This is a genomic window from Pseudomonas sp. R38(2017) (genome assembly GCF_002112395.1).
In the GTDB taxonomy this organism is placed as follows: domain Bacteria; phylum Pseudomonadota; class Gammaproteobacteria; order Pseudomonadales; family Pseudomonadaceae; genus Aquipseudomonas.
Window position 1 is genome coordinate 447414 of the sequence record NZ_NEHN01000002.1, and the last position, 19668, is coordinate 467081.

The following is a 19668-nucleotide window of genomic DNA, read 5'->3' on the forward strand; positions in this document are numbered from 1 at the left end:
CTGTATGAATTTCAGATAAACGATTCGCCGACCGGTTTTTCATATTCCTTTCACAAAATCGGGAATAACCTTAGCTAGATAGGTCCTCAGTCGGTACCGCCCAACCTGCCGGGCAACGCCTGAAAAGTCAACCAAACCCCGACGTCATGCTTACCAAGCAACTCGTTGATGCAAAACCCGTTTTTTGTAGCTACGCTGGGATTGGATCCGATGAACAGATGGATCTGTCCATTTTTTTCGCAATGAGGTGTCCATGAGTCAGGCGTTTCTCCCCTTCTCTCGCCCGAGTATCGGCGATGAAGAAATTGCGGCCGTCGAGCAGGTACTGCGTTCGGGCTGGATAACCACCGGGCCGAAAAACCAGGCACTTGAAGAACAGTTCGCGCAGTACGTGGGTTGCAAGCACGCCGTTGCTCTCTCCTCCGCCACCGGCGGCATGCACATCACCCTGCTGGCCCTGGGCATCGGTCCCGGCGATGAAGTCATCACGCCGTCGCAGACCTGGGTCTCCACCGCCAACATGATTTCCCTGCTGGGCGCCACACCGGTGTTCGTCGATGTCGACCGCGACACCCTGATGACCGACGCGGCCCGCATCGAAGCGGCCATCACGCCGCGCACCAAAGCCATCATTCCCGTGCATTACGCCGGCGCCGCGTTCGATCTCGATCCGCTGTATGCCCTGGCCGACAAGCACGGCATCGCCGTAATCGAAGACGCCGCTCACGCTGCCGGTACCCGCTACAAGGGCCGCCATGTCGGTTCCCACGGCACGGCGATCTTCTCGTTCCACGCGATCAAGAACATGACCTGCGCCGAAGGCGCGATGTTCGTCACCGACGACGAAGCCCTGGCCAGCCGTGTACGCATGCTCAAGTTCCACGGTCTGGGCGTCGATGCCTACGATCGTCTGACCGGTGGCCGCAAGCCGCAAGCTCAGGTCATGGAGCCGGGCTTCAAGTACAACCTGGCCGACATCAACGCCGCCATTGCCCTGGTGCAACTGGAGCGCCTGGACGCCATTAATGCCCGCCGCACCGAGCTGGCCGGTCAGTACCTGCAAAAGCTCGAAGGCTTGCCAGTGCAGCCGCTGGCCGTGCCACAGCAATACGCCCAGCAACACGCCTGGCACCTGTTCATCCTGCGCATCGACAGCGAGCGCTGCGGGATGGATCGCGAGGCCTTCATGAAGGGCCTGCAGGAGCAAGGTATCGGCACCGGCATTCACTTCATTGCCACCCATCTGCACACCTGGTACCGCCAGCGTGACCCTGATCTGTATCTGCCCAACACCGAATGGAACTCGGCGCGGCTATGCTCAATTCCGCTGTTCCCCGACATGACCGACCAGGATCTGGATCGTGTTGTCGGTGCCATCGCCACCCTTATGGACAAACGCTCGTGAGACCTTACCCGATTAAATGCGTGTCGATCGTCATCCCGGTCTACAACGAACAGGACAGTCTGCCTGAGCTGCTTCGGCGCACAGAGGCAGCCTGCGCCCAGCTCAAACATGACTACGAAATCGTGCTGGTCGACGACGGCAGTCGCGACGAGTCGGCCAACATGCTCGAGGAAGCCGCCGGGCGTGAAAACAGTCCGTTCGTAGCCGTCATCCTCAACCGCAACTATGGCCAGCACGCCGCGATCATGGCCGGTTTCGAACAGTGCAAGGGCGACGTGGTGATCACCCTCGACGCCGACCTGCAAAACCCGCCGGAAGAAATTCCGCGCCTGGTGGCCGAGGCGGAGAAAGGCTATGACGTGGTCGGCACCGTGCGTGGCCATCGTCAGGATTCGGCGTTGCGCCGCTATCCGTCGAAGCTGATCAACCTGGCGGTGCAACGCTCCACCGGCGTGGCCATGAGCGACTACGGATGCATGCTGCGTGCCTATCGCCGCACCATCATCGACGCGATGCTCGCCTGCCGCGAACGCAGCACGTTCATTCCGATCCTGGCCAACAGCTTCGCTCGCCACACCACCGAAATCGTCGTGGCCCACGCCGAGCGTGAACACGGCGACTCGAAGTACAGCCCGATGCGCCTGATCAACCTGATGTTCGATCTGGTCACGTGCATGACCACCACGCCGCTGCGCCTGCTGAGCATCGTCGGCTTCGCGATGGCAGGCCTGGGCGCACTGTTCGCCGTTGCGCTGATCGTCCTGCGCCTGGCGTTCGGTGCAGTCTGGGCCGGTGACGGCACATTCGTACTGTTTGCGGTGCTGTTCGTGTTCACCGGTGGCCAGTTCATCGGCATGGGTCTGCTGGGTGAATACCTGGGACGCATGTACAGCGACGTGCGCGCCCGCCCGCGCTTCTTCATTGAAAAGGTGTTGCGCAGCCAGCCGGCCTCCCCGGCACCTGCGGTCACCGTTGACGGCCTTACTTCCAATTCCACTTCCGATCAGGTTCTCTCATGAGTGCAAAAACTGTTGTCTTCGCTTACCACGATATTGGCTGCGCCGGCATTGAAGCCCTGCTTAACAGCGGCTACGACATTGCAGCAGTGTTCACTCACGCCGACGATCCGAAAGAAAACGCCTTCTACGCCTCGGTTGCACAGCTGTGCGCCAGCAAAGGCATTCCGGTCCACGCCCCGGAAGACGCCAACCACCCGCTGTGGATCGAGCGCATCGCCAAACTCGACCCTGAGTACATTTTCTCGTTCTACTACCGCAACCTGCTGAGCGAGCCGCTGCTGGCACTGGCCAAAAAAGGCGCGTTCAACCTGCACGGCTCGCTGCTGCCACGCTACCGTGGCCGCGCCCCGGCCAACTGGGTGCTGGTCAACGGCGAAACCGAAACCGGCGTCACCCTGCACCGGATGGTCAAGCGCGCCGATGCCGGCGCCATCGTTGCCCAGCAACGCGTTGCCATCGAGCGCAGCGATACCGGTCTGACCCTGCACGCCAAACTGCGCACTGCCGCCAGCGACCTGCTGCGCGACACCCTGCCGAACATGCTGCAAGGCAAAATCACCGAAACCCCGCAAGACGAATCCAAGGCCACCGTATTCGGTCGTCGTACGCCGGCGGACGGCAAACTGGTCTGGGCCAAACCGGCCGAGCAGCTGTTCAACCTGGTTCGCGCCGTGACCCGTCCGTACCCCGGCGCCTTCTGCGCCGTAGGCGAGCACAAGCTGATCGTCTGGAGCGCCGAAGTGGTCAAGGGCAACGAAGGTCAGGCCCCTGGCCGTGTGATCAGCGTCGATCCGCTGCGCATCGCCTGCGGTGAAGATTCGCTGGTGATCAACGCCGGTCAACGCAACGACAACGGCCTGTACCTGAGCGGCCCGCAACTGGCCAATGAACTGGGTCTGGTAGACGGTTCGCTGCTGCGCGGTGCTGAATCCGGCCGTGCGCCACGTCGCACCCGCGTGCTGATCCTGGGCGTCAACGGCTTCATCGGTAACCACCTGTCCGAGCGCCTGCTGCGTGACGACCGCTACGAGATCTATGGCCTGGACATCGGTTCCGACGCCATCGACCGTCTGCGCGACCACCCACGCTTCCACTTCGTCGAAGGCGACATCAGCATTCACTCCGAGTGGATCGAGTACCACATCAAGAAATGCGACGTGGTCCTGCCGCTGGTGGCGATCGCCACACCGATCGAATATACCCGCAACCCGCTGCGCGTGTTCGAACTGGACTTCGAAGAGAACCTGAAACTGGTTCGCTACTGCGTCAAGTACAACAAGCGCGTGATCTTCCCGTCGACCTCCGAAGTCTATGGCATGTGCCAGGACAAGAACTTCGACGAAGACAGCTCCAACCTGATCGTCGGCCCGATCAACAAGCAGCGCTGGATCTACTCGGTTTCCAAGCAACTGCTGGACCGCGTGATCTGGGCTTACGGCGCCAAAGGCCTGAACTTCACCCTGTTCCGTCCGTTCAACTGGATGGGCCCGCGTCTGGACCGTCTGGACTCGGCCCGTATCGGCAGCTCCCGCGCCATCACCCAACTGATCCTGAACCTGGTGGAAGGCACTCCGATCCGTCTGTTCGACGGCGGCGAGCAGAAGCGCTGCTTCACCGACATCGCCGACGGCGTCGAGGCGCTGGCCCGCATCATCGACAACGACAATGATGTCTGCAACGGCCAGATCATCAACATCGGCAACCCGGAAAACGAAGCCAGCATCCGTCAGCTGGGCGAAGAACTGCTGCGTCAGTTCGAAGCTCACCCGCTGCGCAGCAACTTCCCTCCGTTCGCCGGTTTCCGCGACGTGGAAAGCAAGGCGTTCTACGGTGCCGGTTACCAGGACGTGGAACACCGCAAGCCAAGCATCGCCAACGCCAAGCGCCTGCTGAACTGGGAGCCAACCGTGGAAATGCGCGAAACCATCGGCAACACCCTGGACTTCTTCCTGCGTGAAGCCATGCTCGAAATCGCGGACAAGCGTTAATGCAGGCAGGTCTTCGTATCGATGTCGACACCTACCGAGGCACCCGTGAAGGGGTGCCCCGGTTGCTGGAAATCCTCGACGAAGCGCAGGTCAAGGCAACGTTTTTCTTCAGTGTCGGCCCGGACAACATGGGCCGACATCTGTGGCGCCTGATCCGCCCGCAATTCCTCTGGAAAATGCTGCGTTCCAACGCCGCCGGCCTGTATGGCTGGGACATCCTGCTGGCCGGGACAGCCTGGCCGGGCAAACCGATCGGTCGCGACCTCGGGCACCTGATGCGTCAGGCCCGGGACGCCGGCCATGAAGTCGGCCTGCACGCCTGGGATCACCACGGCTGGCAGGCCAATGCCGGCACCTGGAGCGACGCGCAACTGATCGAACAGATCCGTCGCGGCGTCGACACCCTGAGCGACATCATCGGCGAGAAAATCCAGTGTTCGGCCGCCGCCGGATGGCGCGCGGACGAGCGTGTGGTCGAAGCCAAAGAGACCTTCGGTTTTCGCTATAACAGCGACTGCCGCGGGAATCGGCTGTTTCGACCACTGCTGGCCGATGGTTCAGTGGGTGCGCCGCAGATTCCGGTGGACATGCCGACCTTCGACGAAGTGGTCGGCCCGACCGTGGCGGCGAAGGACTTCAACGCCTTCATTCTTGACCGGTTCCGCCCGGACAACCTCAACAACTACACCATTCATGCCGAAGTAGAAGGGATTCTGATGGCCGAAGAGTTTCGCCGTTTGCTGGCCGATGCACGCCAGCGAGAAATCGAGTTCAAGCCTTTGGGCGATCTGTTGCCCGAGTTTCTCAACACATTGCCTGTCGGCCGTGTGCAGCGTGGCGTCCTCGAAGGCCGTGAAGGCTGGCTGGGAGTGCAAGGGGCATGAGCAAACGCTGGGCATTGCCGCTGCTGATCGGATTGTTTCTGCTTGCCTACCTGCTGCCGCTCGGCACCCATGGTCTGTGGATTCCCGATGAAACCCGTTACGCCCAGATCAGCCAGGACATGCTGCTGAGCGGCAACTGGGTGTCCCCGCATTTCATGGGCCTGCGTTATTTCGAGAAACCGATTGCCGGTTACTGGATGATCGCGCTCGGTCAGGAATTGTTCGGGCAGAACCTGTTCGGTGTGCGTTTCGCCTCGGCCCTCAGCACCGGATTGAGTGTGCTGTTGTGCTTCCTGGTTGCCCGTCGCCTGTGGAACGAGCCGCGCAAAAGCTTCATCTGCGCCCTCCTCTACATGAGCTTCACGGTGGTTGCCGGCCAGGCTGGTTATGCCAACCTCGATCCGCAATTCACCTTCTGGGTCAACCTGAGCCTCGTGGCCCTGTGGTTTGCTGTCGACAGTCGCAGCACCCGACAACGCGTGATCAGTTGGGCGGTCCTGGGGCTAGCCTGCGGCATGGGCTTCATGACCAAGGGGTTTCTCGCCTGGCTGCTGCCGGTGCTGGTCGCCCTGCCCTGGATGCTCTGGCAGAAACGCTGGCGTGAGCTGCTGATCTACGGCCCGGTGGCGGTTGCCGTGGCGATCGTCGTCAGCCTGCCGTGGGTGCTGGCCGTGCACAGTCAGGAACCGGATTACTGGCGGTTCTTCTTCTGGCACGAACACATCCGCCGTTTTGCCGGTGACGATGCCCAACACGACGCGCCTTGGTGGTTCTACCTGCCATTGCTGGTTGCCTTCAGCCTGCCGTGGGTCGGCATGCTGGTGCCGGCCTTCAAGCAAGCCTGGCAGACCCGTACCCAACCGGGCATCGCCTTCCTGCTGCTGTGGCTGGTGATGCCGCTGGCGTTTTTCAGCACCGCCAACGGCAAGCTGCCGACCTACATCCTGCCGTGTCTGCTGCCGCTGGCGCTGTTGCTGGGTCATGCCCTGGCCGACCGTTTGCGTCTGGAACAAGGCCGGGCCTTGAGCATCAACGGTTTGCTTAACCTGGTGCTGGGTGTCGTCACGCTGATCGCACTGGTTTACCTGCAACTGAAAAAACCGGTGTACGACCATGAGCTGCACAGCATGGTGCTGGTGTTCATTGCCCTGATCGGCTGGATCATCGCCAACCTTGCGCAAGCGTTTCTACCGCTGCAGTGCTGGGCCGCTCCGGCGCTCGGCAGTCTGCTGCTGATCGGCGTGCTGCCGGCCGCACTGCCGAAGTCGGTGGTGGCCAACAAGACTCCGGACCAGTTCATCCTGCATCACCTCGACGAACTGTCCGGCACCACGCACCTGCTGAGCAACGATCTCGGTGCCGCTTCGGCACTGGCCTGGCGCCTGAAGCAACCCAAGGTGGCGTTGTACAACACCGTGGGCGAGCTGAAGTATGGCCTGAGCTATCCCGAAGGCGCCGAACAGCGGATCACCACCGATGAAGTCCAGCAGTGGGTACGCGATGCCCGCCGCACCGGCTCGGTCGGCGTGGTCATGCGGGTCAAGGGCGACGACGAGCTGCATGAAGTCGACCTGCTGCCCAAGGACGGCACCCGTTATGAGCAAGGCAACCTGGTGATCATCGTCCTGCCCAAGGATCCGTCATGAGCTGGTTGCTGTTGCTGACGGCGTGTCTGCTGACGTGTCTGGGCCAGGTTGCACAGAAGTACGCCGTGGAGAGCTGGCGTGGTGTCGACTCGTCCTGGGCCGACAAACTGCGCTCGCCGTGGCTGTGGCTGGCGCTGTTCGCACTCGGTTCGGGCCTGCTGGTCTGGCTGCTGGTGTTGCAACGCCTTGAAGTGGGCATCGCTTATCCGATGCTCAGCCTCAACTTTGTGCTGATCACCTTGATCGCGCGTTTCGTCTTTCGCGAACCGATCGATCGCCAGCACTGGATCGGCGTCGCACTGGTGATCGGCGGCGTGGCACTGCTGGGGCAACAATCATGAGCCAGGGACGCGGCATCGGCTTCGCCCTGGGCAGCGTATTGCTGGTCAGCGGCGCCCAACTGGGTATGCGCTGGAGCATGACGCGCCTTCCGCAGCCTGAACAATGGTTGTCAGCCCTGAGCGGCGGCAGCGTCGATCTGTCAGCGCTAGCGGTGGTCGTCACGGCCATTCTCGCCTACGCACTGTCGATGCTCTGCTGGCTCGCCGCCCTGCGCGACCTGCCGCTGGGCCGTGCTTATTCGCTGCTGAGCATCAGCTATGCGCTGGTGTACCTGTTGGCGGCCAGTCTGCCGCTGTTCAACGAATCCTTCAGTTTCACCAAATCACTGGGCGTGGCACTGGTCATGCTCGGTGTCATCACTATCAACACTCGTCCGGCACAAGCGCCCGATTTGAGGAGTGCTCCATGAAAATCACAGTATTTGGAAGCGGTTACGTCGGCCTGGTGCAAGCCGCGGTTCTGGCCGAGGTCGGCCATGATGTCGTGTGCATGGATATCGATCAGAAGAAGGTCGAGCTGCTCAGCCAGGGTCACGTCAGCATCTTCGAACCGGGCCTGTCGAGCCTGGTCCGTGAAGGCCTGGATTCCGGTCGTCTGCACTTCACTTCCGATGAGAAGACCGCCGTACTTCACGGTCGCGTGGCGTTCATTGCCGTGGGCACACCGTCCAGCGAGGATGGCTCGGCCGACCTGAAATACGTGCTGTCGGTAGGCGACGCCGTTGCCCGTCATCGCGAGCAACCGCTGATCCTGGTGGAAAAATCCACCGTACCGGTCGGCACCGGCGACACCCTGCGCGCCCATATTCAGGCCGCGCTGGACAAGACCGGTCGCACGCTGCAGTTCGATATCGTCTCCAACCCGGAATTTCTCAAGGAAGGTTCGGCGGTCTCCGACTGCCGTCGTCCGGACCGCATCGTCATCGGCTGTGAAGGCGATGAAGTGCGCGACGTGATGCGCGACCTGTACTCGCCGTTCAACCGTAACCATGACCGCATCATGTTCATGGACCTGCGCAGTGCCGAGCTGACCAAGTACGCCGCCAACTGCATGCTGGCGACCAAGATCAGCTTCATCAACCAGATCGCCGAACTGGCCGAACACCTGGGCGCCGACATCGAGTCGGTACGCCAGGGCATCGGCGCCGACACGCGCATCGGTTACCACTTCATCTACCCGGGCTGCGGCTACGGCGGCTCGTGCTTCCCCAAAGACATGCGCGCGCTGATCCACAGTGCCGAACAGGCCCATTGCTCCAGCGACCTGCTGCAAGCGGTCGAAGCGATCAACGAACGCCAGAAGCACAAACTGTTCGACCGCATCAATGCGTTCTACAAAGGTGATCTGCGCGGCAAGACCTTCGCCCTGTGGGGCCTGGCGTTCAAGCCGAACACCGACGACATGCGCGATGCGCCAAGCCGCGTTCTGCTTGATTCGCTGTTCGCCGCCGGCGCCAGCGTTCGTGCCTTCGACCCGGAAGCGATGCAGGAAACCCAGCATCTGTACCCGAACGAAGAAAAACTGATGCTGATGGGCACCCCTGAATCGGTGCTGTCCGGTTCCGACGCGCTGATCATCTGCACCGAATGGCAGCAGTTCAAGGCGCCGGATTTCGACCTGATCCAGCAACGCCTCAAGGATCCGGTGATCTTCGACGGCCGTAACCTTTACGACGCCGAACGTCTGGCGCGCAATGGCTTCAAGTACTTCCCGATCGGCCGTGGGGATTCGCGCAAGCTGCCGATCCCGCTGCAACAATGGCCTAACTCCGCGGACGTCGCTTGATTACGTTGTCGCCTGCCATCCGCCGGCAGTCCCTGATCGCAGGGCTGCTGGCACTGCTGTTGTTTGTCGCCGGGGTTTACGGACAGGCACCCATTGGCTTTGATTCACGCTTTGTACTGTTTGCCCAGGAGATGTTGAGACACGGGCCGACGGTTTTCCCGACCACGTATGGCCAGCCGTACGCCGATTACTCAGCCGTTTCGACGCTGTTCATCTGGCTGTTGTCGCTGCCCTTCGGCGCGATCAATACCCTGACCGCGTGGCTGCCCAGCGCCATCGCCGGCGGGGTGATCGTGACTTTGATGTACCGCTTGCTGGCGGTGCATTCGCAGCGATGGGCATTGATCAGCATTGCGCTGCTGATGCTCACCAGCACCTTCATCACTGAAGTCCGCGCGGTGTCGCAAGACCTGATGCTGGCCGCCGTGGCGCTGTCGGTGTTCTACCTGGGCTATGCCCACGACCATTTCGGTTCCGGCCGACGCTGGCCGTTGATCTTTGCCCTGTTGTTACTGGGTTTCGGTATTCGCGGGCCGATCGGCCTTGTGGTGCCGACCGGCATGCTCTGCAGCTACTACCTGCTCAACCGTCAGTGGACACGGCTGTTGGTGTTCGGTGCACTGGCGTCGATACTGCTCGCCGCCTGCGTCGGTCTACTGTTGTTGCTGGCCAAGCTCAGCGGTGGAGAGGCCTTTCTGCAAGACGTGATCCGCATGCAGTTCATGGGGCGCATGGATGGCAGTGAGGGCGTCAGCGGTTCGCTGTATTACTTCACCAGTTCACTGGGCAACTACGCGCTGGCCTATCCACTGGCGCTGCTGGTGCTGGCGGCGGCATGGCTGAGCAAACCGCATCAGCGCGGGCCGGCCTTGCGGCTGGTGCAATATTGCGCGGCAGCCGGGTTGATCGTCATGGTCGGCCTGTCGATTCCACAGGCGAAGAAGGCGCGTTACCTGCTGCCGATGTTGCCGATGGCAGCGATCATCGCCGCGTATCCGTTCCAGGTGGCTCACGGACGGATATTCGCTTGGCTGCGCGGGATCATTCAGGCCCTGTGGCTGCTGACGCCACTGTTGTTGATCGTTGCCCTGCTGGTTGCGCGACGCAAGTTCCCGGAGCTGTTGACCGGTGTCATGCCGGTGCTGATCGTGCTGGGCCTGCTGCAACTGCTGGCGTTGTCACGACTGTGGAAGCCACGCGGGCGCGCCGAGGTGCTGGCCCTGAGCGCGGTACTGGCGTTGTGGACGGTCTATGCCGCCGTATTCGAGCCGGTGGAACGCGCGCTTTATGACACCCGTTCTTTCAGTCGTGCTGCGTTCGCTCAGATTCAACAGAACCCGGCGCCACTGGTGCTGCACGGCATGGGCAAGGACGCCAAGGCGATCAAGTTCATGGTCAACGTCGAACAGGACCTGCAACCGCAGTTCACCGAAACTGTTCAGCAACTGGAAGCGCTCGATGGCCCGGCCTGGCTGATCATGGACAGCAAAGACCTGCAATCGCTGCAAGGTACGCCGCTGGCCAGCCTGCAACCGGTCTTGAGCGGGCGTTTCGACAAGAATGATTACGTACTGTTGTACCTGAAACCCTTGTAGACCTCGTTGAAGGCTGCGATCTTGCGGATTTTCCCAGGATCACAGCCTTCGGCAGTTCCCGCATGACATTCATTATTCGCCTCGCCCGGCCCGCTGACGCGGCCGCCCTCCCCGCCATCGAACGTTCGGCCGCCGAACTGTTTCGTCTCGACCCGAACCTGGCCTGGCTGGCCGACAGCGATGTACCCGACGCCGCGCAGCATTTACAGGCCATCGAGCAGGGACATGTATGGGTTGCAGACACTACTGTCGGACAACTTGCAGGTTTTTTAAGGGCAGTCGAAATCGACAACCAGTTACACGTCGAGGAACTGTCCGTCAGTCAAGACTTTCAGGGCCGGGGCATCGGTCGCAAGTTGCTGTTGGGCGTGATTGAACGTGCGCGATGGCAGCAACTTGAGGCAATCACCCTGACCACTTTCCGCGACCTGCCGTGGAATGCGCCGTTCTATCAACGCATGGGTTTTATCCCATTGAACGAAGTGGACGCCGGACCGCGTTTGATCGAAGTACTCAACGACGAAATCGCCTACGGTTTGCCCGGTGAGCGACGTTGCGCGATGCGATTGATGCTCGGCTGAATTACAGCGGCGCCTTCAGATCAACGCCCAACGCCTGAGCGAATGCCTTCACCAACGGACTGCGCACGGTGTTGTGACGCAGGATCAGATTGAACGGCGTGGCGATGTTGATTCGCTCCGGCAGCACCGCACGAAACTGCCCCGCCGCCACCAGTGTGGCTGCGTAATGCTGGGGCAGGAAACCTACGAAGCGCCCAGTCTTGATCAGCAGCGCCACAGCTTCGACCTGGGTCGCCGAGGCGGAAAAGCTGTCGTAGCGGGCAAAGTTGAGCTTGTCGCGATGGATTGCGTAGCGGTGGTTGATGCACTCGTAATCCTGCAGCACGTCGCTGTTCATTTGTGCTTCCGGCATGTCGAACAACGGATGGCCCACAGCGCAGTAAACCTCCGAACGTTCTTCATATAACGGGTAATAATCAAACTCTTCGCGCTTTTGATAGACCGGCACTATTCCCGCTACCAGGCGCCCTTCTACCACACCTCTTTCCACTTCATCCAGCTGGGTGGCCTGAAGTTGAAATCTTACTTTCGGAGATTCTTCATTTATCTTTTTAAGCGCAGCAACTAACGGCGAATTAAGGTCGCTGATCGTATTATCAATAACGCCCACTCCAAGGTCACCGATAAGTTCATTCTGCGCTGAACTAAGCCGATCCCGAAAGTTGTCAACCGACGCGAAAAGATCAATCGACGCCTGATACACCAGACGCCCTTCCTCGGTCAGGTGAAACCCCTCGCGCCCCCGGGTACACAGGCGCATGCCGATGCGGATTTCCAGGTCGGAGATCTGCTTGCTGATGGCCGCAAGGCCCACGTTCAGCTCGTTTTGCGCGGCGCTGAAGCCTCCCGCCTCGACCACGGCCTTGAACACCTTGAGCAGTTTGAAATCCAGTCCGCTGAGGGCCAGTGGCGCTCGGTGAGCCGTTTTCAGCGGCGGGTTTCCGGAATTGGAAAGTGGGGTTTCCATAATGCTGATTTACCTCTGGCGCAATGTTCAACAATCTGTGTCCAACAACAAAAACATCGCCGACTAATAATAATGACCACAGAAAACAGGCCTTGGCAACCGCCAAAAAATCCCGAACATCAGTGCCAACTCACTGATCGCAAAACATTAAAAGCTGACACTTCGATCAGCTCTTGTCTCTTTGCAACTGCCCTCTTGAAAACTGCTTTGGCCTGATTCTGTCCGCTGCTGTCCGCTAAATAGTCAGCGCGATTTTCAGGGCCCAGCACACCGATTTCAGTTCGCGTTACCGACGAGGAAAACAACAAATGTCTCAAACCACCGACCGTCTCTGGGGTGCCCGTTTCAAAAGCGGCCCTTCCGCAGCCCTGGCGGCCCTGTCCCGTTGCCCCGAGCGCTATTTCCGCCTGACGCCGTACGACCTGGCCGGTTCCAAAGCCCACGCCGGGGAACTGCAACGTGCCGGCCTGCTCGATGAGCAGGAAACCCGCACGATGATCGAAGCCCTGGACGGCATCGGTGCCGATTTCGCTGCCGGGCGCATCGCCCCGACGATGGACGACGAAGACGTTCACACCTTCATCGAGCGCCTGCTGACCGAGCGCCTCGGCGCACTGGGTGGCAAGCTGCGCGCCGGCCGCTCGCGCAACGACCAGACCGCCAACGACCTGCGCCTGTTCCTGCGCGATCACGTGCGCACCCTGGCTGTGGAAGTGCTGGCCCTGCAAACGGCGCTGGTGGATCAGGCCGAGCAGCACGTCGAAAGCATCTGCCCGGGCTTCACCCACTTGCAGCAGGCGCAACCGATCGTGTTCGCCCATCACCTGCTGGCCCACGCGCAATCGATGTTGCGCGACGTGCAGCGCCTGGTGGACTGGGACGCTCGCACTTCGCTGTCGCCCCTCGGTGCTGCGGCCATGGCCGGTTCCGCCATCGCTCGCCAGCCGCAGCAATCGGCCAAGGAAATGGGCTACGCCGGGGTTTGCGAAAACTCCATCGACGCCGTGGCCAGCCGTGATCACGTCGCCGAGTTCCTGTTTATCGCCAGCATGCTCGGGATCAACATCTCGCGTCTGGCCGAAGAGTTCTGCCTGTGGTCGTCGCGCCAGTTCCGCTGGGTGGATCTCGACGACGCCTACGCTACCGGCAGTTCGATCATGCCGCAGAAGAAAAACCCCGACATCGCCGAACTGGCGCGGGGCAAGGCTGGCCGCCTGATCGGCAACCTGACCGGCCTGCTCTCGACGCTCAAATCCCTGCCGCTGTCGTACAACCGCGACCTGAGCGAAGACAAGAACGGCGTGCTCGACAGCGTCGACACCCTGCTGCTGGTGCTGCCGGCCATGGCCGGAATGGTTGCGACCATGACCGTCAACGTCGAGGAACTGCGGCGTCAGGCGCCGCTGGGTTTCACCCTCGCCACCGAAGTCGCCGACTGGCTGGCGGTGCGCGGTGTGCCGTTCAAGGAAGCCCACGAAATCACCGGAGCGCTGGTGCAAGCCTGCGAAAAACACGACCTCGAATTGTGGGAAGCCTCGCCGGCATTGCTGGCCGAGATCGACCCGCGCCTCACGGCAGACGTGCGTGACAGCCTGACCCTGGAAGCCGCCATCGCTGCCCGCAGCGGTTGGGGCGGCACCGCGCCACAACAGGTGCGCGAGCAGATCGGCCGCTTGAAAACCGCCCTCGCCGCACAGCAACAGTGGACCGAAAACTACCAGGGCTTCCGCCTCTGAGCCGGGTCCCCCTCCCACCGGGAGGGGGGTGATCGAAAAGTACAGTGTACGGAGAAACACCATGAGCCAGACTCAGGCAGAACGACTCCAGGCGGAGCGTAAACTGGCGGAAAACCAGTTCGACATTACCCAGTACCAGCACGTGCCACGGCGCTATTACGGGCGGATTTTCTTCGCCACCGTGATCGTCATCGCCATCATCGGCCTGGTGCGGGCCTTCGCCGAAGGCAAGATCGAATGGTCGTACATCGGCCAGTTCCTCACCTCCGAAGCAATCATGTGGGGCCTGTTCAACACGATCATCATGGCTGTGCTGGCCATGGCGCTGGGCATCGTGTTCGGGGTCATCACCGCGATCATGCGCATGTCGGCCAACCCGATCCTGCGCTACGTGGCGCTGACCTACACCTGGCTGTTTCGCGGTACGCCGCTGATTCTGCAACTGCTGTTGTGGTTCAACCTGGCGCTGATCTTCCCCACCATCGGCATTCCCGGCCTGTTCCAACTCGACACGGTGAGCCTGATGACGCCCTTCGTGGCCGCCCTGCTCGGCTTGAGCATCAACCAGGGTGCCTACACCGCAGAAGTGGTGCGTGCCGGTCTGCTGTCGGTGGACACCGGTCAGTACGAAGCGGCCAAGTCGATCGGCATGCCGCGCCTGCAAGCGCTGCGCCGGATCATCTTGCCCCAGGCCATGCGGATCATCATTCCGCCGGTCGGCAACGAATTCATCGGCATGGTGAAAATGACCTCGCTGGCGAGCGTCATCCAGTACTCGGAACTGCTCTACAACGCCCAGAACATCTACTACGCCAACGCCCGAGTCATGGAGTTGCTGATCGTCGCCGGTATCTGGTACCTGGCCACCGTCACCGTCCTGTCCTTTGGTCAAAGCCGTCTGGAGCGTCGTTTCGCTCGCGGCGCCGGCAAGCGTTCTTGAGGAATCCGTCATGAGAAGCATCGTCAAGGCCGTGAGCCTGAACAAATATTACGACCAGTACCACGCGCTCAAGGACATCAACATCGAGGTCGAGCAAGGCGAAGTGCTGTGCATCATAGGCCCGTCCGGCTCGGGCAAGAGCACCCTGCTGCGCTGCGTCAATCAGCTGGAAAAGATCGACAAGGGCGGCCTCTGGGTCGACGGCGAACTGGTCGGCTACCGCGTCGTCGGGCACAAGCTGCACGAACTCAACGAGTCGCAGATCGCCCGCCAGCGCCTGGCCACCGGCATGGTGTTCCAGCGTTTCAACCTGTTTCCGCACATGACCGTGCTGCAAAACATCATCGAAGGCCCGTGTCAGGTCCTCAAGCGTTCGCCCAAGGAGGCGCACGAAGAAGCCCTGGAACTGCTGGCCCGGGTCGGCCTGGCCGACAAACGCGACAGCTACCCGATTGAACTGTCGGGCGGTCAGCAGCAACGGGTGGCGATTGCCCGCGCCCTGGCTATGCGACCCAAGCTGATGCTGTTCGATGAACCCACTTCGGCACTCGACCCGGAACTGGTCGGTGAGGTGCTGTCGGTGATGCGCGACCTGGCGCAGACCGGCATGACCATGATCGTCGTCACCCATGAACTGGGCTTCGCCCGTGAGGTTTCCAACCGCATGGTGTTCATGGACGGCGGGCAGATCGTGGAGGCTGGAAGCCCCGAAGAAATACTAATAAGTCCGCAAAACCCGCGCACCCAAAGCTTCATTTCTGCCGTTCGAACCTGAGGCCCCTTTGGCCTTCACAACACTCATAAGAGAACGTCCATGAAGAACTTCGTTATCCCAGCAGTACTCACCTCCCTCATGTCTTGCGGTTTCGCCGTGGCCGCCGACTTGCCGGCCAGCATCAAGGAGAAAGGCGAGATCGTCGTCGCGATCATGCCCAACTACCCGCCGATGGATTTCAAGGACCCGGCCACCAACAAGCTCACCGGTCTGGACTACGACCTGGGCAACGCCCTGGCAGAGCGCCTCGGGATCAAGATCAAGTGGCAGGAAACCGGCTTCGAGCAAATGATCAACGCCCTGACCACCGACCGCGTGGACATGGTCCTGTCGGGCATGACCGACACCGCCGAGCGTCAGGCCAGCGTGACCTTCGTCGACTACTTCACCAGCGGCCCGCAGTTCTACACCTTGCAGAAAAACACCGCGACCAACGAGATCATCGACCTGTGCGGCAAGAAAGTCGGCACCAGCCGCCGCACCACGTTCCCGGCAGAAATCGCCGCGTGGAGCAAGGAACACTGTGAGGCCGCAGGCAAACCTGCGATCAACGTGATTGGCACCGAAGGCTCGGCCGACGCCCGCGCCCAACTGCGTCAGAGCCGGATCGATGCGGCGATGCAGGGCAGCGAAACCCTGTCGTACCTCAAGACCCAGGAAAAGGACATGTACAAAACGGTCGGCCAGCCGATCTCCGTGCAGTTCACCGGGCTGGGTGTGAGCAAGAAGAAGCCTGAGCTGAGTGAAGCCGTGAAAGTCGCGCTGCAGAGCATGGTGGATGACGGCAGCTATAACGCGATCCTGAAAAAGTGGGATCTGGAACTGGGTGCGATCAAGGAAGTGACCATTAACGCCGGCAAGTAAACCGGTCTGCGCCGACCCAACCGGTCGGCGCCTTTTTCATGAACAGCCGGAGCGCCTTTGATGTCCTCCCTGCAACCCACCTGGCCCGACCAGCACAAAGCCTGCCTGGCCCTGGCCTTCGACCTCGACGGCCCGACCGGCGATGCCATGCTCAACAACTCGATCTGGCACAAACCCGAGTATTTCGGCTTCGGCGGCTACGGACCCTACCGCGCATTGCCACGCCTGCTGGATCTGCTCGACACCTTCAAGATCCCGACCACCTTCTTCGTCCCCGCGTGGGTCGTGGAAAACTGGCCGAAACAGTGCCAGGCCATCGTCGAGCGCGGCCATGAGGTCGCCTACCACGGCTACAAACACGAATCCTTCTACGCCCTGACGCTGGACCAGCAGCAGGCCGTGATGAACAAGTCCCGCGACGTCTTCTGGCAATACCTGCACATCCGCGCCGAGGGCTTTCGCACTCCGTCCGGCGACTGGCGTGCCGAGACGCCAGCGATGCTGGCGGACAACGGCGTCATCTATTCCAGCAGCATGCGCGGCGATGATCGCCCGTATCTGGTCAACGTCCCCGGCCACGACACGCCCTTGGTGGAAATCCCCGGCCGCTGGGAAATGGACGACTACGCCTCCCTCGCCTACACCCGCGCACCGAACTTTCCTTCCGGGCTCGACCGCACCGCCAGCTACGAGCTGACCCTCGACAACTGGCAGCGCGAGTACGACGGCGCGATGGACGAAGGCCTGTGCCTGACCACCCTGTTCCACCCGAAAATCACCGGCAAACCGGGACGCATCCTGTTGTTGGAGAAACTCTTCGAACACATGCGCCAGCGCGATGACGTGTGGTTCGCCACCTGTCGCGACGTAGCACGCTGGTGGCTGAAGGAGCATCACCATGGCTGACGCTGACAATCTCTGGCCCGCCCGCAAACGCTGCGCGGTGGTGCTGACCGTCGATTACAACGACATCCACGGCATTCTCACCCAGGCCCCGGAAGTTGCCGGGCGCGACAAGACGTTGTCGGTGTGGCGCTACGGCACACAACGGGGTGTAGAGCGATTGCTCGGCCTGTTCAGGGAACTCGGGGTGCGCAGCAGCTGGTTCGTGCCCGGCATCGTCGCCGAGGAAAACCCGCAGCATATGGCCGCGATCCAGGCTGACGGCCATGAAATCGCCTGCGCCGGCTACCGCCATCAGGATTACGACACGCTGGATCTGGCAGCCCAAAGCGCGGAAATCGCCAAAGGCTGCGCAGCGCTGAAAGCAATGACCGGCGTGCGTCCGACCGGTTTCCGGATTCCTGCGGGTAACGGCGCACCGGGATTCATCGAAGCCTTGAAGGATCACGGCATCCACTGGTCGTCCTCATGGCGCGGCGATGACCTGCCGTTCCTTCATCCAACCGCGCCTGAAGTCGTCGAGTTGCCGCTGCATTACGAACTGGAAGACGAACCCTATTTCGCCTTCAACCTGAGCCCGGCCGTGCCGCCGGCGCAATCGCGGATCGCCTCCTACAGCCACACCCTGGGCAACCTGCAAATGGACTTCGCCGGATTTCACCGCTTCGGACTGTGCTACGTGCTGCGCCTGCACCCGGAAATCATTGCCACGCCGGGGCGCATCGGCGTGCTGCGCGAATTGCTGCAAGGCATTCAGCAGCATGACGACGTGTGGATCGCCACCGGCGCCGAAGTCGCGCAGTGGTGGGCGCAAACGGCGGCGCCGGTCGCGCAGGATCACCCAGCGTCAGTGTATGAACGCCACTATCGGGACTACCTCGTATGACCGAACGCATGCAGCGGCTGGCACAGTTTTGCGCCGAGACCCGGTTTGAAGATCTGCCCCCAGCGTTGGTGGAACAGGCCAAGCGACACATTCTCGACACCTTCGGCGCAGCGCTGGCCGGGGCCGACAGTGCGGTGGCGCTCCAGGCTCGGCAGGTGTTCGGCGCCGAACCGGGCACCGCACTGGTCTGGGGTACAACACTGGGCGTCGGTGCGGGGCACGCCGCATTGCTCAACGGTATCGCCGCCCATGCGCTGGAACTGGACGACACCGGCGGTTGCGATCATTCCGGCGCGGTGGTGCTGCCGGCGGTGATGGCGGCGCTGTCACTGGTGGATCGCCCGGTGGACGGTCGCGAGTTCATCACTGCTGTGGTGATCGGCTATGAAATCGGCCGGCGAGTGCTGGAAGCCTGCGGCAGTTATGCGGCGCACAACAGCGCCGGTTGGCACTCCACCGCCACCTGCGGCGTGTTCGGCGCGGCCGCGGCCTGTGCGCGGATCTTTGCGCTGGATGTCGGGCAAACGGTGTCGGCGCTGGGCATCGCCGGCAGTTTCAGCGGCGGGTTGTGGGCGTTCATCCACGACGGTTCGCAAAGCAAGAAACTGCACAGCGGACGCGCTGCCGAAGGTGGTCTGCTCGCGGCGCGTTTTGCTCGCGAAGGCGTCAGCGGGCCGTCGGTGTTGTTCGATGATGTCTGGGGGGGATTTCTCAAGACTCTCGCGCCGGGTAGCGCGCAACCGGATGCATTGGACGCCGAGTTGGGACAGGCATGGAAACTCGCGCGCTGTTCGATCAAACCCTACGCCGCCTGCCGTGGCACCCATTCGGCGATCGATGCGCTCGGTTTGATGTTGGAGCAATTGCAGATCGGCGCCGATCAGGTGGAAGACGTCCAGGTGAACCTGTGCGGGTTTCTGCTCGACATGTGCGGCGGTCGCGATACCCGCAGCCTGGCCGCCGCGCAGATGAGTCTGCCCTACGCCCTCGCTGCGCGACTGGTGCACGGGCACTGTCGACTCGAGGCTTACGATGAGCAGCCGCGCAACGATCCGCGCATTGCTCAATGGCTGACGCGCATTCGCCTTGAAGTGGATGAGCGACTGTCGGAGGATGGCGAGCCGGTGGTCATTGTTCGAACCCGCGACGGGCGTGAGGCGAGCCTGTGCGTCGAGGTGCCGCTGGGTGCGCCGGGCAATCCGCTGAGCGAGGCGGCGCTGGAGGAAAAGTTTTTCAGTCTGGCGTTGCGAGTGATTTCACCGGTCAAGGCCGAACCGCTTTTGGCGCAGCTGTGGCAACTGCAAACGCTGGATTCCGTGCGCGATCTCGAGCACCTGTTAACCGAATAAGGA

The 19668-nt window shown here is 61.6% G+C and carries 18 protein-coding genes; 17 read left to right on the forward strand and 1 reads right to left on the reverse strand.

What is annotated here, in order from left to right:
- Positions 1 to 253 precede the first annotated feature (253 nt).
- The 10 genes from arnB (at position 254) to CAF87_RS05700 (ending at position 11245) form a co-directional block, all read left to right on the forward strand.
- Complete coding sequence (gene arnB / locus CAF87_RS05655) at positions 254 to 1405, forward strand: UDP-4-amino-4-deoxy-L-arabinose aminotransferase (protein ID WP_085730869.1); 1152 nt, start codon at positions 254 to 256, stop codon at positions 1403 to 1405.
- Complete coding sequence (gene arnC, locus CAF87_RS05660; RefSeq protein WP_085730868.1) at positions 1402 to 2424, forward strand: undecaprenyl-phosphate 4-deoxy-4-formamido-L-arabinose transferase; 1023 nt, start codon at positions 1402 to 1404, stop codon at positions 2422 to 2424. Before arnB ends, arnC begins: the two co-directional genes overlap by 4 nt.
- Positions 2421 to 4412, forward strand: coding sequence for a bifunctional UDP-4-amino-4-deoxy-L-arabinose formyltransferase/UDP-glucuronic acid oxidase ArnA (gene arnA, locus CAF87_RS05665; RefSeq protein WP_085709967.1), 1992 nt, complete (start codon positions 2421 to 2423; stop codon positions 4410 to 4412). The genes arnC and arnA overlap by 4 nt, the downstream gene beginning before the upstream one ends.
- On the forward strand, positions 4412 to 5296 hold the full coding sequence (arnD, locus tag CAF87_RS05670) for a 4-deoxy-4-formamido-L-arabinose-phosphoundecaprenol deformylase (RefSeq protein WP_085730867.1): 885 nt from the start codon (positions 4412 to 4414) through the stop codon (positions 5294 to 5296). Before arnA ends, arnD begins: the two co-directional genes overlap by 1 nt.
- Positions 5293 to 6942, forward strand: a complete 1650-nt coding sequence (gene arnT, locus CAF87_RS05675) for a lipid IV(A) 4-amino-4-deoxy-L-arabinosyltransferase (protein ID WP_085730866.1) — start codon at positions 5293 to 5295, stop codon at positions 6940 to 6942. Before arnD ends, arnT begins: the two co-directional genes overlap by 4 nt.
- A complete protein-coding gene (arnE, locus tag CAF87_RS05680; RefSeq protein WP_065257283.1) occupies positions 6939 to 7283 on the forward strand; it encodes a 4-amino-4-deoxy-L-arabinose-phosphoundecaprenol flippase subunit ArnE in 345 nt (114 codons plus the stop codon). Before arnT ends, arnE begins: the two co-directional genes overlap by 4 nt.
- Positions 7280 to 7693 (forward strand): 4-amino-4-deoxy-L-arabinose-phosphoundecaprenol flippase subunit ArnF, encoded by a 414-nt coding sequence (arnF, locus tag CAF87_RS05685; protein WP_085730865.1) that lies wholly within the window; start codon positions 7280 to 7282, stop codon positions 7691 to 7693. The genes arnE and arnF overlap by 4 nt, the downstream gene beginning before the upstream one ends.
- Positions 7690 to 9069 carry a UDP-glucose/GDP-mannose dehydrogenase family protein gene (locus CAF87_RS05690; RefSeq protein WP_085730864.1) on the forward strand — a complete coding sequence of 460 codons (1380 nt, stop codon included), beginning with the start codon at positions 7690 to 7692 and terminating at the stop codon, positions 9067 to 9069. Before arnF ends, CAF87_RS05690 begins: the two co-directional genes overlap by 4 nt.
- Positions 9066 to 10664: a glycosyltransferase family 39 protein gene (locus CAF87_RS05695; RefSeq protein WP_085730863.1), complete on the forward strand. Its 1599-nt coding sequence runs from the start codon at positions 9066 to 9068 to the stop codon at positions 10662 to 10664. Before CAF87_RS05690 ends, CAF87_RS05695 begins: the two co-directional genes overlap by 4 nt.
- Positions 10665 to 10726: 62 nt before the next feature.
- Entirely contained in the window at positions 10727 to 11245 is a 519-nt protein-coding gene (locus CAF87_RS05700) for a GNAT family N-acetyltransferase (protein ID WP_085730862.1), read from the forward strand.
- Position 11246: 1 nt separating this feature from the next.
- On the opposite strand, the gene CAF87_RS05705 is transcribed toward CAF87_RS05700, so the two are convergent.
- The gene (locus CAF87_RS05705; protein WP_085730861.1) at positions 11247 to 12212 is read right to left on the reverse strand and encodes a LysR family transcriptional regulator; all 966 of its coding nucleotides are present in this window, start codon (positions 12210 to 12212) and stop codon (positions 11247 to 11249) included.
- A gap of 308 nt (positions 12213 to 12520) precedes the next feature.
- Here CAF87_RS05705 and argH point away from each other — a divergent pair, with 308 nt between their 5' ends.
- The 7 genes from argH (at position 12521) to CAF87_RS05740 (ending at position 19665) form a co-directional block, all read left to right on the forward strand.
- The gene (argH, locus tag CAF87_RS05710) at positions 12521 to 13948 is read left to right on the forward strand and encodes an argininosuccinate lyase (protein ID WP_085730860.1); all 1428 of its coding nucleotides are present in this window, start codon (positions 12521 to 12523) and stop codon (positions 13946 to 13948) included.
- Positions 13949 to 14009: 61 nt separating this feature from the next.
- Positions 14010 to 14888 carry an amino acid ABC transporter permease gene (locus CAF87_RS05715; protein ID WP_085730859.1) on the forward strand — a complete coding sequence of 293 codons (879 nt, stop codon included), beginning with the start codon at positions 14010 to 14012 and terminating at the stop codon, positions 14886 to 14888.
- Positions 14889 to 14898: 10 nt separating this feature from the next.
- Positions 14899 to 15663, forward strand: coding sequence for an amino acid ABC transporter ATP-binding protein (locus tag CAF87_RS05720; RefSeq protein ID WP_064381510.1), 765 nt, complete (start codon positions 14899 to 14901; stop codon positions 15661 to 15663).
- Positions 15664 to 15702: 39 nt separating this feature from the next.
- Positions 15703 to 16527, forward strand: a complete 825-nt coding sequence (locus CAF87_RS05725) for an ABC transporter substrate-binding protein (RefSeq protein ID WP_085730858.1) — start codon at positions 15703 to 15705, stop codon at positions 16525 to 16527.
- Positions 16528 to 16584: 57 nt separating this feature from the next.
- Positions 16585 to 17433, forward strand: coding sequence for a polysaccharide deacetylase (locus CAF87_RS05730; protein ID WP_170929564.1), 849 nt, complete (start codon positions 16585 to 16587; stop codon positions 17431 to 17433).
- The gene (locus CAF87_RS05735) at positions 17426 to 18316 is read left to right on the forward strand and encodes a polysaccharide deacetylase (RefSeq protein WP_085730856.1); all 891 of its coding nucleotides are present in this window, start codon (positions 17426 to 17428) and stop codon (positions 18314 to 18316) included. Before CAF87_RS05730 ends, CAF87_RS05735 begins: the two co-directional genes overlap by 8 nt.
- On the forward strand, positions 18313 to 19665 hold the full coding sequence (locus CAF87_RS05740) for an MmgE/PrpD family protein (RefSeq protein WP_085730855.1): 1353 nt from the start codon (positions 18313 to 18315) through the stop codon (positions 19663 to 19665). Before CAF87_RS05735 ends, CAF87_RS05740 begins: the two co-directional genes overlap by 4 nt.
- Positions 19666 to 19668: the final 3 nt, after the last annotated feature.

Excerpts from the sequence above, each read along its gene's own strand:
- arnB (WP_085730869.1), top strand. The coding sequence starts at position 254 with ATGAGTCAGGCGTTTCTCCCCTTCTCTCGCCCGAGTATCGGCGATGAA.
- arnA (WP_085709967.1), top strand. The coding sequence starts at position 2,421 with ATGAGTGCAAAAACTGTTGTCTTCGCTTACCACGATATTGGCTGCGCC.
- arnD (WP_085730867.1), top strand. The coding sequence starts at position 4,412 with ATGCAGGCAGGTCTTCGTATCGATGTCGACACCTACCGAGGCACCCGT.
- arnT (WP_085730866.1), top strand. The coding sequence starts at position 5,293 with ATGAGCAAACGCTGGGCATTGCCGCTGCTGATCGGATTGTTTCTGCTT.
- arnE (WP_065257283.1), top strand. The coding sequence starts at position 6,939 with ATGAGCTGGTTGCTGTTGCTGACGGCGTGTCTGCTGACGTGTCTGGGC.
- arnF (WP_085730865.1), top strand. The coding sequence starts at position 7,280 with ATGAGCCAGGGACGCGGCATCGGCTTCGCCCTGGGCAGCGTATTGCTG.
- CAF87_RS05690 (WP_085730864.1), top strand. The coding sequence starts at position 7,690 with ATGAAAATCACAGTATTTGGAAGCGGTTACGTCGGCCTGGTGCAAGCC.
- CAF87_RS05700 (WP_085730862.1), top strand. The coding sequence starts at position 10,727 with ATGACATTCATTATTCGCCTCGCCCGGCCCGCTGACGCGGCCGCCCTC.
- CAF87_RS05705 (WP_085730861.1), bottom strand. The coding sequence starts at position 12,212 with ATGGAAACCCCACTTTCCAATTCCGGAAACCCGCCGCTGAAAACGGCT.
- argH (WP_085730860.1), top strand. The coding sequence starts at position 12,521 with ATGTCTCAAACCACCGACCGTCTCTGGGGTGCCCGTTTCAAAAGCGGC.
- CAF87_RS05715 (WP_085730859.1), top strand. The coding sequence starts at position 14,010 with ATGAGCCAGACTCAGGCAGAACGACTCCAGGCGGAGCGTAAACTGGCG.
- CAF87_RS05720 (WP_064381510.1), top strand. The coding sequence starts at position 14,899 with ATGAGAAGCATCGTCAAGGCCGTGAGCCTGAACAAATATTACGACCAG.
- CAF87_RS05725 (WP_085730858.1), top strand. The coding sequence starts at position 15,703 with ATGAAGAACTTCGTTATCCCAGCAGTACTCACCTCCCTCATGTCTTGC.
- CAF87_RS05735 (WP_085730856.1), top strand. The coding sequence starts at position 17,426 with ATGGCTGACGCTGACAATCTCTGGCCCGCCCGCAAACGCTGCGCGGTG.
- CAF87_RS05740 (WP_085730855.1), top strand. The coding sequence starts at position 18,313 with ATGACCGAACGCATGCAGCGGCTGGCACAGTTTTGCGCCGAGACCCGG.